Genomic DNA, 12,742 nt, shown 5'->3' with positions numbered 1-12,742 from the left:
TCGAGGGGCCCCACAGGGCTTCGCACACCGAGTTCCGCGCCACCCGTCGAAGGCTGGACCCTGTGACCGTCACGGCTGACACCACCACCCCCGCGCGTCCGGGGACACCCGACCTCCACCCGCACGCGCTGCCACGACCCGGTCGGACGCTGGTCATGGGCGTCGTGAACGTCACCCCGGACTCGTTCTCCGACGGCGGGCTGTCGTTCGCCGCGGACGCGGCCGTCGCGCACGGGCTCGCACTGCTGGAACAGGGCGCGGACATCGTGGACGTGGGCGGCGAGTCGACCCGCCCCGGCGCGGCCCGCCCGACGGTGGAGGAGGAGCTGCGACGGGTCCTGCCCGTCGTCCGGGACCTGGCGGCGGCGGGCGCGGTCGTGAGCGTCGACACGATGCGGGCCGAGGTCGCCGCACGCGCCCTGGACGCGGGTGCGTGGCTGGTCAACGACGTCTCCGGCGGCCTGGCCGACCCCGCGATGCTGCCGTTGATGGCCCGAGCGGGGACGCCGTACGTCCTCATGCACTGGCGTGGACACTCCGCCGGCATGCGGGCGAACGCCGTCTACGACGACGTTGTCCCCGATGTGCTCGACGAACTGCGCCTGAGGATCGACGCCGCGTTGGAGGCGGGAGTGGCGCCCGGTTCTCTGGTCGTCGACCCCGGGCTGGGCTTCGCCAAGACCCCCGACCACAACTGGGAGCTTCTGGGGCGCCTGGGGGACGTCAAGGCCCTGGGCCACCCCGTGCTCGTGGGCGCGTCACGCAAGTCGTTCCTGGGCAGTCTGCTGGCGGACCGGGAGACGGGACAACCCCGCCCCGCGCGGCAGCGCGATGCCGCGACCACCGCCGTGTCCGTGCTCGCCGCCGCGCAGGGCGTCTGGTGTCTGCGCGTGCACGACGTCGCCTCCACGGCCGACGCGGTGCGCGTGACGGCCCGCTGGGGCGCCGAGGCGGCGGCGTCGGCGCGGTCGTCGCCGCGCTGAGTGCGCTGAGTGCGCTGAGGAACGCTACGTGGCTGAGCGCTCCCGCAGGGCTCGGCCCAGGTAGCCCATCCGGCGGCTGATCTCGTCCGCGCCGCTGATCAGCAGGGGTGCGACCGCGCTGATGCGTTCCTCGGTGAAGCGGTAGGTGGGGCCGGAGGCGCTGAGCGCCGCGATGACCTCGCCGTCGCGGGAGCGGATCGGCGCCGCGACGGCGTGCAGTCCGATCTCGAGTTCCTCCAGCGCCACCGCGTACCCGCGTTCCAGCGACGCGGCGAGGTCCTTCTCCAGCCTCGTCCCGGTCGTCAGGGTGTGCGGCGTCAGCTTCTGCACACCCGATTCCGCGAGCACGCGGGCGCGTTCCTTCCGCGTCAGGTGGGCCAAAAGGATCTTGCCGCTCGACGTGGCGTACACGGGGGTGAGCTGACCGACCCAGTTGTGGGTGCCGACGGCGCCGGGACCGCGTACCTGGTACAGGTTGACCGCGTAGTGCTCTTGCAGGACCGCGATGTTGACCGTCTCGCCGATCTCCTCGCTGAGCCGCTCGCACACCGGGCGGCCCTGCTGGGTGATGTCGAGGCGGCCGGTGACGGCGCCGGCCAGGCGCACGATCCCGAAGCCGAGCCGGTACTTGCCCCGCTCCGCGGTCTGCTCGACCAGACCGCGTGCCTCCAGTGCCCCGAGCAGACGGAACGCGGTGGACTTGTGCACGTCGATCTCGGCGGCCACCTCACTGACGCCCGCCTCGCCACGCTGGGCAAGGATCTCCAGGACGCTGACGGCGCGGTCGACGGACTGCACCCCGTTCACCGCGGGTCCTGCTGTTGCGCTCTCTGCGGTGTAGTTGCTCATGGTGCAACTATACGCGTGGTGTCGATGGGCCGAAGGGGGCCGTGACGGACGGCGCCGGGCGGCCGGATCCGGCCGCCCCGCATGGTCGCACGGCCCGCCCGGTCAGCGGAAGACCACGGTGCAGTTTCCGTTCACCAGGACACGGCTCTCGCTGTGCCACTCGACGGCGCGGGCGAGCACCTGTGCCTCGACGTCACGGCCGATGGTGACCAGCTCGTCGGGGTCGCGCGAGTGGTCCACGCGGACGACGTCCTGCTCGATGATCGGGCCTTCGTCGAGGTCGGGCGTGACGTAGTGGGCCGTGGCCCCGACGAGCTTCACGCCGCGCCGGTGCGCCTGGACGTACGGCCGGGCCCCCTTGAAGCTCGGCAGGAACGAGTGGTGGATGTTGATGGCCTTGCCTTCGAGCTGCTTGCACAGGTCGTCGGAGAGGATCTGCATGTAGCGGGCCAGCACCACGAGGTCGATGTCCAGCTCGCGCACGAGCTCCAGCAGGCGTGCCTCGGCCTGTGTCTTGTTCTCCTTGGTCACCGGGACGTGGTGGAAGGGGATGTCGTACCTCTGCGCCAGGGGCTCGAAGTCGCGGTGGTTGGAGACGATCGCGGGAATCTCGATGTTGAGCGCGCCCGTGGACTTGCGGAAGAGCAGGTCGTTCAGGCAGTGGCCGAACTTGGACACCATGATCAGCGCGCGCGTCGGGGTCGAGGCGTCGTGCAGCTGCCAGGTGATCCCGTACGCCTGGCCGACCGGGCCGAAGCCGGTGCGCAGGTCCTCCAGAGAGATGCCGGGGTCCGACACGTCGAAGTGGACCCGCATGAAGAAGCGGTCCTGCAGTCGGTCGTCGAACTGCTGGCTCTCCAGGATGTTGCCGGAGTGGCTGATGAGAAAGGTGGTCACGGCGTGGACGAGACCGGCCTGGTCGGGACAGGAAAGGGTGAGGACGAACTCACGGCCGGGCTGCGGTCGAGGGGACATTGCCTTCCTCCGTCGTCAGGTGGTGCGAAGCGCTGTTTCTCTATGCAGAACGTCATTCGCAATGTGCAACATCATGCGGACGGGGTGAGGCGCCGTCAAGGGCCCCGGGGGTCGTGTGTGCCGAGTGCCCGGGGTGGGCGGCGGAGTCCCCTTTCCGGCGGGACGGCAAGTTCGCGCGACCGCCCCCTTGACAGTGGATGTCCGCAGGGAGACAGTTTCGTCGTTGCTTATAGCGATGACTGTTGCGTAATCCACAACACTGCTGGGGCTCGGCTCGGCCCGCCGGGGCTTTCCGAAGATCCCGAAGATCGCATTCGGCAGTCCCCTCGACGGGGCCGTCACCGCCGCCGAGCCCCTGTCCGCCCCCGAGACGCCGCGCATCCGGCGCTGAACCCGGCCCCGGCCCCAGCGGCACGAATCCCTCATCGGCAAGCTTCCCAGGAGATGGACATGGCCTCTTCGTACGACGTGATCGTCGTCGGCCTGGGCGGGATGGGCAGCGCGGCCGCCTGTCACCTCGCCGCCCGTGGTCAGCGGGTGCTCGGCCTGGAGCGCTTCGGGCCCGCCCACAACCTCGGCTCCAGCCACGGCGGTTCCCGTATCTACCGGCAGGCCTACTTCGAGGACCCGGCCTACGTACCCCTGCTCCTGCGCGCCCACGAACTGTGGGAGAGGCTGGCCGCCGACTCCGGCCGCGAGGTCTTCACCCGGACCGGCGGTCTCATGATCGGCCGTGAGAACAGCGAGGCCTTCGCGGGCACCCTGCGCAGTGCCCACGAGTGGGGGCTGGACCACGAGGTCCTGGGCGCCGCCGACATCCGGCGCCGTTTTCCCACCTTCAACCCCGCGGCCGAGGACGTCGCCTTCTACGAGCGCGAGGCCGGCATCGCCCGTCCCGAGGCGACCGTCGCCGCCCACCTGGACCTGGCGCGGGCCCACGGCGCCGACCTGCACTTCGCGGAACCGGTCCTCGGCTGGGAGGCCGACGGCCCGGGCGGCCGGGCCTGGGTGGTGACCGACCGGGGCACCTACACGGCCGACCGGCTGGTCATCGCCCCCGGGGCGTGGGCGCCGAAGCTGCTCTCCGACCTCGGTGTGCGCGTCACGGTGGAGCGCCAGGTCATGTACTGGTTCCAACCCGAGGGCGGGACCCGTCCGTTCAGCGCCGAACGGCACCCCGTCTACATCTGGGAGGACCCCGACGGCACCCAGATCTACGGCTTCCCCGCGCTCGACGGCCCCGACGGCGGCGCCAAGGTCGCCTTCTTCCGCAAGGGCGTTCCCAGCGACCCCGACACCCTCGACCGGAAGATCCACCCGGACGAGATCGCGGCCATGGCCGACTACCTGCGCCCGCGAATCCCCACCCTGCCCGGCCGCTTCCTCAAAGGCGCGGCCTGCATGTACGCCAACACCCCGGACGAGCACTTCGTCCTCGCCCGGCATCCCGAGCATCCGCAGGTGACGGTGGCCTGCGGATTCTCCGGCCACGGGTTCAAGTTCGTGCCCGTCATCGGCGAGATCCTCGCCGACCTGGCAACCGAAGGCACCACCGAGCACCCCATCGCCCTGTTCGACCCCCGCCGCGTGCGCGTCTGACATCCTCCGAAGGTGACGAGATGACCCTTACGAACCTGCCGCCCAGCCTGATCCCCACGCTGTCCGGCGAGTACTACACGGATCCCGAGGTCTTCGCCCTGGAGCAGGAGCGGGTCTTCGAGGCCATGTGGTTCTGCGTGGCCCGCGCCGCCGAGCTGGACAAGCCCGGCGCGTTCCGCACCTACCAGGTGGGCCGCGAGAGCGTACTGATCTCCCGCTCGCGGGACGGCTCGATCAAGGCGTTCCTGAACATCTGCCGGCACCGCGGCGCCAGGCTGTGCACCGAGGAGTCCGGGGAGGTCAAGCGCGCCTTCCAGTGCCCGTACCACGCCTGGACCTACGGACTGGACGGCAAGCTGGTCGCCGCGCCCAACCTGACCTCGATGCCGGACATCGACCGGACCGAGTACGGCCTGATCAACGTCCAGGTGCGGGAGTGGCTCGGCTACGTGTGGGTGTGCCTCGCCGACGAGCCGCCGTCCTTCGAGGCGGACGTACAGGGAGCGGTCGTCGAGCGGCTCGGTGACCTGCGGTCGATCGAGCGCTACGGCATCGACGACCTGAAGGTGGGCCGCCGTGTCACCTACGACGTCAAGGCCAACTGGAAGCTCATCATCGAGAACTTCATGGAGTGCTACCACTGCGCCACCATCCACCCCGAACTCACCGAGGTCCTGCCTGAGTTCGCGGACGGCTACGCGGCCCAGTACTACGTCGGCCACGGCGCCGAGTTCGGCGAGGAGGTCCAGGGCTTCACCGTCGACGGTTCCGAAGGCCTGGACCGCATCCCGGGCGTCGCCGAGGACCAGGACCGCCGCTACTACGCCATCACCGTCCGGCCGCAGGTCTTCATCAACCTGGTGCCCGACCATGTGATCTTCCACCGGATGTACCCGATGGCACCCGACCGCACGGTGGTCGAGTGTGACTGGCTGTACCTGCCGCACGTCGTGGAGAGCGGCAAGGACGTGGACCGTTCGGTGGAGTTGTTCCACCGGGTCAACCAGCAGGACTTCGACGCGTGTGAGCGCACCCAGCCGGCGATGAGCTCACGGGCGTACGCCAGGGGTGGCGTGCTGGTGCCCAGCGAGCACCACATCGGCGAGTTCCACACCTGGCTGCAGAACAAGCTCGACGTGCGGCCCACGCACTGACCCTCCCTCACCCCCGGTACTGCCCCTCCACCTGCTGTCGCGGCCTCTGCGGCAGGTGGACGGGCCGTCGAGATGCGTTGCGATGGGCGCAACCGAGTGCGCGAAAGAGAACTCGGATGCGGTCCCTCCCCTTGACACCCCCGAATTCCATCGAAACCATGTTGCGCATAGCGAGTGTCGTTGTGCGATATGAGACACCACTGTCTGGAGTCGGCATGAGGAGCATCACCGTCGTCGGAGCGTCGCTGGCAGGCCTGAGCACGGTCCGCGCGCTGCGCGCAGAGGGCTACGACGGCGAGCTCGTCGTCGTGGGGGAGGAGCGCCACACCCCCTACGACCGACCGCCGCTGTCCAAAGCCTTCCTCAAGGGCGACATCGACGCCGACGCGCTCGCGCTCGGTGACGCGGACGAGTACGAGGCCCTGGACGTGCAGTGGCTGCTCGGTGAGCGCGCGGTGCGGCTCGACCCCGTCGCCCGCACTGTCACCCTGACCGGAGGACGGCACGTGCGCACCGACGGGGTCGTCGTCGCCACCGGCGCGAGTCCCCGGGCGCTCCCCGGCACCGACGGGCTCGCGGGTGTCCACACCCTGCGCACCCTGGACGACGCCCAGGCCCTGCGCGCGGAACTGCTGGACGGCCTGCCCCGGGTCGTCGTCATCGGCGCCGGCTTCATCGGCGCCGAGGTGGCGTCCACCGCCCACCGGCTCGGGCTCCACATCACCGTCGTCGAGGCGCTCGATGTACCGCTGGAACGCCAACTGGGCCGCGAGATGGGACTGGTGTGCTCCTCGCTCCACCGCGATCACGGAGTTCGGCTGCTGTGCGGAACCGGTGTGAGGGAACTCCTCGGAGAGGGCCGCGTCACGGGCGTACGGCTGGCCGACGGGCGGGTGCTGCCCGCCGACATCGTCGTGGTCGGGGTGGGCGTCCGGCCCAACACCGACTGGCTCGCCGGTTCCGGTGTGCGGGTGGACGACGGCGTGGTGTGCGACGCGGGGTGCTCGACCGGTGTCCCGGGCGTGGTCGCCGTCGGTGACGTCGCCCGCTGTCCCCACCCGTTCACCGGACGGCACGCCCGCATCGAGCACTGGAGCAACGCCACCGAGCAGGCGAAGACCGCCGCCCGAACGCTGCTGACCGGTGTTCCGGCCCCCGCCCCGCTCACCGCGCCGTACTTCTGGTCCGACCAGTACCAGGTGCGCATCCAACTCGCCGGACACGTCACCCCCGGCGCCGAGCCCCAGGTCGTCGAGGGCGATGTCGACAGCCGTTCCTTCACCGCCGTCTACCGGCACGAGGGCACCCCCGTCGCCGTGCTCTCCCTCAACCAGCCCAAGTACTTCAACCGGCTCCGCCGCACCCTCGTCCCCGCCGCCGCGGCCGCCGTCTCATGAGTCCGCCGCCTCGACCCGCCCCGCGCTCGGTACGGCGCACCGGCATGAGCGTCCGAGACCGGGTCACTGACGGTTGTCAGCGGTCCCCGCGCCCCCGCCCCGGGCCGGGCCCCGGAAGCCGGCCCACGCCGGCCGACGACCCGGGCACCGTCGACGCCGCTCTCCGCACCGTCGGTCGGCTGTTCGGGCGACTGCGCGGGAACACCGCCGGCGCCCTGTCCGCAGATGCCGGTGCCGCCCACCGCGCCCACACCCAAGGAGACCGCCGATGACCCTTTTCAACCAGTCCCTGCACGAGCTGGACCCGGCGGTCGCCGCCGCGGTCGACGCCGAGCTGAACCGTCAGCAGTCCACCCTGGAGATGATCGCCTCGGAGAACTTCGCTCCGGTCGCGGTCATGGAGGCCCAGGGCTCGGTCCTCACCAACAAGTACGCCGAGGGCTATCCGGGCCGCCGCTACTACGGCGGCTGCGAGCACGTCGACGTGGCCGAGCAGATCGCGATCGACCGGGTCAAGGAGTTGTTCGGCGCCGAGTACGCCAACGTCCAGCCGCACTCGGGCGCTTCCGCCAACCAGGCGGCGCTGTTCGCGCTGGCCCAGCCCGGCGACACCATCCTCGGCCTGGACCTGGCGCACGGCGGCCACCTCACCCACGGCATGAAGATCAACTTTTCCGGCAAGCAGTTCCATGTGGTCCCGTACCACCTGGACGCCGACACCGGCCTGGTCGACATGGCCGAGGTCGAGCGGCTGGCCGAGGAGCACCGCCCGAAGGTGATCATCGCGGGCTGGTCGGCGTACCCGCGGCAGTTGGACTTCGCCGCCTTCCGCCGGATAGCCGACGCGGTCGGGGCGTACCTGTGGGTGGACATGGCGCACTTCGCGGGCCTGGTCGCGGCGGGCCTGCACGAGAACCCGGTGCCGTACGCCGATGTGGTCACGTCCACCACGCACAAGACGCTCGGCGGCCCGCGCGGCGGCATCATCCTCGCCCGCGGCAAGGACTTCGCCAAGAAGCTGAACTCGTCCGTCTTCCCGGGCTTCCAGGGCGGTCCGCTGGAGCATGTCATCGCGGCGAAAGCGGTGTCCTTCAAGGTCGCGGCGAGCGAGGAGTTCAAGGAGCGGCAGCGCCGCACGGTGGAGGGCGCGCGGATCCTCGCCGAGCGGCTGACGGCCGCCGACGCCCGTGAGGCCGGCGTGAACGTCCTGTCCGGCGGCACGGATGTCCACCTCATCCTCGTCGACCTACGCGACTGCGAGCTGGACGGGCAGCAGGCCGAGGACCGCCTCCACGAGGTCGGCATCACGGTCAACCGCAACGCCGTCCCCAACGACCCGCGTCCGCCGATGGTCACCTCCGGCCTGCGGATCGGCACGCCCGCCTTGGCCACCCGCGGCTTCACGGCCGAGGACTTCGCCGAGGTCGCGGACGTCATCGCCGAGGCGCTGAAGCCGTCCTACGACGCCGAGACGCTCAAGGCCCGGGTCAAGGCCCTGGCCGACAAGCACCCGCTCTACCCCGGCCTGTGACCGACACTCTTCCGCAGGGGCGCGCCGTGACAGCTCGGCACGCCCCGCCAATCCCACGGAGCATGGCGTGGCAATCAGCGTCTTCGACCTGTTCTCCATCGGCATCGGGCCGTCCAGCTCGCACACGGTCGGCCCGATGCGCGCCGCCGGGATGTTCGTCGCCCGGCTGAAGCAGGACGGCGTGCTCGCCCAGACCTCGGCGGTACGCGCGGAGCTGTTCGGCTCCCTCGGTGCCACCGGCCACGGCCACGGCACTCCCAAGGCGGTACTGCTCGGCCTGGAGGGCAACGAGCCCCACACGGTCGACGTCGCCCGGGCCGACCTGGACGTCGAGCGGATCCGCGGCACCGGGCGCATCCGCCTCCTCGGCGCCGAGATCGGCCCGGCCCACGAGATCGGTTTCGACCTCTCGACCCAACTGGTGCTGCACCGTCGGCGCTCGCTGCCGTACCACGCCAACGGCATGACCCTCTTCGCGTACGACGCCGACGGAGTGCCCCTGCTGGAGAAGACGTACTACTCGGTCGGTGGCGGTTTCGTGGTCGACGAGGACGCCGTCGGCGCTGACCGGATCAAACCCGACGACACGGTGCTGGCTCACCCGTTCCGCACGGGTGACGAACTGCTGCGGCTTTCCCGGGAAACCGGCCTGTCGATCTCCGCTCTGATGCTGGAGAACGAGAAGGCCTGGCGCACCGAGGAGGAGATCCGCGCGGGTCTGCTGGAGATCTGGCAGGTCATGCGGTCCTGCGTCTCCCGCGGCCTGGGCCGTGAGGGCATCCTCCCCGGCGGCCTGAAGGTCCGTCGCCGGGCCGCGGCCGCGGCCCGCGCGCTGCGCAGCGAGGGTGACCCGGCGGGCCGCGCGATGGAGTGGGTGACCCTCTACGCGATGGCGGTGAACGAGGAGAACGCCGCGGGTGGCCGGGTCGTCACCGCCCCGACGAACGGCGCGGCGGGCATCATCCCCTCCGTACTCCACTACTTCCTCGACTTCGTGCCGGGCGCGGACGAGGACGGCGTCGTCCGCTTCCTGCTCGCGGCGGGCGCCATCGGCATGCTCTTCAAGGAGAACGCCTCCATCTCCGGCGCCGAGGTCGGCTGCCAGGGTGAGGTCGGCTCCGCCTGCTCGATGGCCGCCGGTGGTCTCGCCGAGGTACTCGGTGGCTCCCCCGAGCAGGTGGAGAACGCCGCCGAGATCGGCATGGAGCACAACCTGGGCCTCACCTGCGACCCGGTCGGTGGCCTCGTCCAGATCCCGTGCATCGAGCGCAACGGCATGGCCGCCGTCAAGGCCGTCACCGCCGCCCGCATGGCCCTGCGAGGCGACGGCCGCCACCACGTCTCCCTCGACAAGGTCATCAAGACCATGAAGGAGACCGGCGCCGACATGAAGGTCAAGTACAAGGAGACCGCGCGCGGCGGCCTCGCCGTCAACGTCATCGAGTGCTGAGGAGACGGGGGAGCGGGAGGGAACCGGTGCGGCCTGCGCCTCATACGCACCGCATCCCCGACGAGGGCCCGCTGCGGCCGTGCAGTAGGCGTCTGCGGCCGCCATCACGACATCCACAGACAGAATCCACAGACAGAAACCGGGAGTGAGGCCGTGGGACGGGTCACCGAGCGACGGCGCGTGCTGCGGATCCGGGACGGTGCGCTGAGCACGCGCCCGGACACGCTGGTCGCGGAGGAGCCACTGGAGATCCGGCTGGGCGGCAAACCGCTGGCGATCACCATGCGCACACCCGGGGACGACTTCGCGCTCGCCGCCGGGTTCCTGGTGAGCGAGGGCGTCGTGCACCGGGCCGAGGACGTGGCGCACATCGTCTACTGCGACGGTGCCACGGAAGACGGTTCGAACACCTACAACATCGTCGACGTGCGCCTCGCCCCCGAGGTGCCGCTGCCCGACATCACGCTTGAGCGGAACGTCTACACGACGTCGTCGTGCGGCCTGTGCGGGAAGGCCAGTCTGGACGCCGTACGGACGACGGCACGGTGGCCGATCGCCGACACACCCCCGGTCAGGGTCGCCCCCGAGCTGCTGGCGGTCCTGCCCGACCGGCTGCGGGCCGCGCAGCGGGTGTTCGACCGGACCGGGGGCCTGCACGCGGCGGGTCTGTTCTCGCCCGAGGGCGACCTGCTGGACCTGCGGGAGGACGTCGGCCGGCACAACGCCGTCGACAAGCTGATCGGTCGCGCGCTCCGGTCCGGTGAACTGCCGCTGTCCGGGAGGATTCTGCTGGTGTCCGGGCGAGCGTCCTTCGAGCTGGCGCAGAAGGCGGTCATGGCGGGCATCCCGGTGCTGGCGGCGGTCTCGGCACCGTCCTCCCTAGCCGTGGACCTGGCGGCGGAGACCGGGCTCACGCTCGTCGGCTTCCTGCGCGGCGGCTCCATGAACGTGTACGCGGGCGAACAACGCCTCGACCTGCGAGTTGGGCGCGGGGGTACGGCGAGGTAGCGGGCGATCAGGGCCCTGGTGGCCCTGGCGGCCCTGGGTGACAGCTCTCGCCGAGGAAGCCGCCGGCCCCGGCCCAACGTCAGGCCGCCGGCGAAGCTGCGGCGCATTCTCGCCGCTGCGCGAAAGAGGTGCAGGCCCGCTGCGAGGCGAGCAACCCTGGTTAGCGGACATGTCCGGTCCGATGGTGTCTCTGTTGGTGCGGCTCAACGCGACCGCCGTGCGCGACAGCCTGCCTCCCTCTCCCTCCACGCTCACGGAAGGTTCCTTTGCCATGAAGCTGCTCATCCCCGGCGAGGGGTAAGGGCGAAGCCCCGCGCCGCGGGTCCGAAGCCCGCGGTGTGGAAGGTCACGCCCTGGTGTGTGGCATGCCGCAAGCTTCGGCGCGGGGTCCGCTCCGAGTCCATGGGTAGCGATGGCCTCGTCGGGGCCGCGGTGGCGTCCGTCCTCCGCGAGGGCGGACTCGTACGCTGCCGGGCCCAGAGCCCGAACGATCTCCTTCTCGCACCGGTCGTGCTGCTCGGCCTTGTGCGGTCCCAACCCGGAGGCGTGAATGTCCGTGGCGCCGGGTGGCGTCGACTACCCTTCGCGCGCCGCCTCCTCGAAGGGGAGGGCGTCGGCCGAGCGCAGGTGCTCCCTCAGCCACTGCTCGGTGTTGCTCACGTGCAGCAGTGCCGCGGCCTGGCTGAGGGCGGCGTCTCGGTTGGACAGGGCGTTGAAGATCGCCTCGTGCTCGGCGAGGGTGCGTCCCGCGGCGTGGGTGTCGACGAGACCGCGCCAGATGCGGGCGCGCAGGGTGCGGCCGGAGATGCCCTCCAACACGGCGAGGAGGCTGTCGTTGCCGGTGGCCGAGACGACGGCGCGGTGGAAGGCGGCGTCGTGCTTGTTGAGTAGTTCGACGTCGTCGCGGGCGTCGCGCATGGCTTCCAAGTGGCCTTTGACTTCTGCCAGTTGCTCGTCGGAGATCCGGGTGGCGGCCAGTGCCGTGGCCACCGGTTCCAGGAGCCGCCGTACCTCCATGAGGTCCTGCAGGGCGGTCGAGTCGCCCTGCAGCAGTTCCACCGCGCCGCCGAGTCCCTCCAGGAGCAGGCTCGGCTGGAGGCTGGTCACATAGGTGCCGTCGCCTCGTCGGACCTCCAGAATCCGCGCGACGGCCAGTGCCTTGACCGCTTCGCGGGCGAGGTTGCGGGACAGGCCCAGTTGGGCGGCCAGGTCGGGCTCGGGGGGCAGCTTGGAGCCAGGAGGCAGGGCGCCGGTCCGGATCAGCTCACGGATCTGCTCGATGGCCTTGTCCGTCAGAGACAACGCGACTCCCTCCCACGGCGTGCCCCCTCGGGCACGTCCGACCTGATCAGTCCCTGAGCGCGCGGATCGTCCCAGAGACCATCGGGGACGTGCTGACCATGCAGTTCCACGTTCCGTACGACCTGTTCCGGAGCCCGCATACCGAGGGTGACCTTGATGATAGTGGGCTGGGTGCGGGGGAACCCATGGCGGCGGCGGGCAGGGGCGTCCCATGCGCCGCGCAGACGTCGGCGATCGCCCGGGCACGGGCGAGCAGAGGCGCGGGGGCGTCCTGGTAGTCGTACGACGCGGACTTCGGCGCCCGAGGCCCGTGCGACCAGCGCGATCAGGACGCCGACCGGCCCGCCGCCGACCACCGCGACCTCTCGCCCGCGGTGACCTCGGCCCGGCCCACGTCGTGCCCGGCGACCGCGGTCGGCTCGACGAGCACGGTCGGCTCGACGAGCGCGGCCCGGTCCAGGGGGCGGGGGGTTGGGCAGGCGGATGCACCGGCG

Annotated in this window: 10 protein-coding genes and 2 pseudogenes; 7 read left to right on the top strand and 5 right to left on the bottom strand. The window is 70.9% G+C overall.

The genetic code is table 11. The annotated features are described in order from the left end of the window. The first annotated feature begins 155 nt into the window (after positions 1-155). Positions 156-983 carry a dihydropteroate synthase gene (gene folP, locus ACFY9I_RS06105; RefSeq protein ID WP_390998058.1) on the top strand — a complete coding sequence of 276 codons (828 nt, stop codon included), beginning with the start codon at positions 156-158 and terminating at the stop codon, positions 981-983. Between the two features lie 24 nt (positions 984-1,007). Here folP and ACFY9I_RS06100 read toward each other — a convergent pair whose 3' ends face one another. Then, positions 1,008-1,832 (bottom strand): IclR family transcriptional regulator C-terminal domain-containing protein, encoded by an 825-nt coding sequence (locus ACFY9I_RS06100; RefSeq protein WP_390997286.1) that lies wholly within the window; start codon positions 1,830-1,832, stop codon positions 1,008-1,010. A gap of 102 nt (positions 1,833-1,934) precedes the next feature. Continuing rightward, the gene (purU, locus tag ACFY9I_RS06095) at positions 1,935-2,807 is read right to left on the bottom strand and encodes a formyltetrahydrofolate deformylase (RefSeq protein ID WP_390997283.1); all 873 of its coding nucleotides are present in this window, start codon (positions 2,805-2,807) and stop codon (positions 1,935-1,937) included. Positions 2,808-3,257: 450 nt separating this feature from the next. On the opposite strand from purU, the gene solA reads away from it, so the two are divergent. From solA to fdhD, 6 genes are all read left to right on the top strand, one after another. Then, positions 3,258-4,406, top strand: coding sequence for an N-methyl-L-tryptophan oxidase (solA, locus tag ACFY9I_RS06090; protein ID WP_390997281.1), 1,149 nt, complete (start codon positions 3,258-3,260; stop codon positions 4,404-4,406). A 20-nt stretch (positions 4,407-4,426) separates the two neighbouring features. Beyond that, positions 4,427-5,560: an SRPBCC family protein gene (locus ACFY9I_RS06085; RefSeq protein ID WP_390997278.1), complete on the top strand. Its 1,134-nt coding sequence runs from the start codon at positions 4,427-4,429 to the stop codon at positions 5,558-5,560. A gap of 215 nt (positions 5,561-5,775) precedes the next feature. Further along, the gene (locus ACFY9I_RS06080) at positions 5,776-6,957 is read left to right on the top strand and encodes an FAD-dependent oxidoreductase (RefSeq protein WP_390997275.1); all 1,182 of its coding nucleotides are present in this window, start codon (positions 5,776-5,778) and stop codon (positions 6,955-6,957) included. A gap of 268 nt (positions 6,958-7,225) precedes the next feature. Beyond that, positions 7,226-8,488 (top strand): serine hydroxymethyltransferase, encoded by a 1,263-nt coding sequence (glyA, locus tag ACFY9I_RS06075; protein ID WP_390997272.1) that lies wholly within the window; start codon positions 7,226-7,228, stop codon positions 8,486-8,488. A gap of 67 nt (positions 8,489-8,555) precedes the next feature. Beyond that, on the top strand, positions 8,556-9,938 hold the full coding sequence (locus ACFY9I_RS06070; protein WP_390997270.1) for an L-serine ammonia-lyase: 1,383 nt from the start codon (positions 8,556-8,558) through the stop codon (positions 9,936-9,938). Between the two features lie 153 nt (positions 9,939-10,091). Beyond that, entirely contained in the window at positions 10,092-10,946 is an 855-nt protein-coding gene (gene fdhD, locus ACFY9I_RS06065; protein ID WP_390997268.1) for a formate dehydrogenase accessory sulfurtransferase FdhD, read from the top strand. Positions 10,947-11,522: 576 nt separating this feature from the next. Here fdhD and ACFY9I_RS06060 read toward each other — a convergent pair. From ACFY9I_RS06060 to ACFY9I_RS06050, 3 genes and pseudogenes are all read right to left on the bottom strand, one after another. Next, positions 11,523-12,248: an FCD domain-containing protein gene (locus ACFY9I_RS06060; RefSeq protein ID WP_390997266.1), complete on the bottom strand. Its 726-nt coding sequence runs from the start codon at positions 12,246-12,248 to the stop codon at positions 11,523-11,525. Further along, a pseudogene (locus ACFY9I_RS06055) lies at positions 12,239-12,534 on the bottom strand (aldo/keto reductase); the annotation flags it as partial. The pseudogene ACFY9I_RS06055 and the gene ACFY9I_RS06060, both read right to left, overlap by 10 nt. Continuing rightward, positions 12,500-12,723 (bottom strand): annotated as a pseudogene (locus ACFY9I_RS06050) (Zn-dependent alcohol dehydrogenase); the annotation flags it as partial. The pseudogenes ACFY9I_RS06055 and ACFY9I_RS06050, both read right to left, overlap by 35 nt. Positions 12,724-12,742 lie beyond the last annotated feature (19 nt).

It is taken from the genome of Streptomyces sp. NPDC012510, from assembly GCF_042955065.1.
GTDB lineage: Bacteria > Actinomycetota > Actinomycetes > Streptomycetales > Streptomycetaceae > Streptomyces.
Note: the sequence above shows the minus strand (reverse complement) of the source record. Positions and strands in the feature narration are given on the sequence as shown.

Bases quoted from the DNA above. Each gene is read 5' to 3' on its own strand.
- folP (WP_390998058.1), top strand. From the start codon at position 156: ATGGGCGTCGTGAACGTCACCCCGGACTCGTTCTCCGACGGCGGGCTG.
- ACFY9I_RS06100 (WP_390997286.1), bottom strand. From the start codon at position 1,832: ATGAGCAACTACACCGCAGAGAGCGCAACAGCAGGACCCGCGGTGAAC.
- purU (WP_390997283.1), bottom strand. From the start codon at position 2,807: ATGTCCCCTCGACCGCAGCCCGGCCGTGAGTTCGTCCTCACCCTTTCC.
- solA (WP_390997281.1), top strand. From the start codon at position 3,258: ATGGCCTCTTCGTACGACGTGATCGTCGTCGGCCTGGGCGGGATGGGC.
- ACFY9I_RS06085 (WP_390997278.1), top strand. From the start codon at position 4,427: ATGACCCTTACGAACCTGCCGCCCAGCCTGATCCCCACGCTGTCCGGC.
- ACFY9I_RS06080 (WP_390997275.1), top strand. From the start codon at position 5,776: ATGAGGAGCATCACCGTCGTCGGAGCGTCGCTGGCAGGCCTGAGCACG.
- glyA (WP_390997272.1), top strand. From the start codon at position 7,226: ATGACCCTTTTCAACCAGTCCCTGCACGAGCTGGACCCGGCGGTCGCC.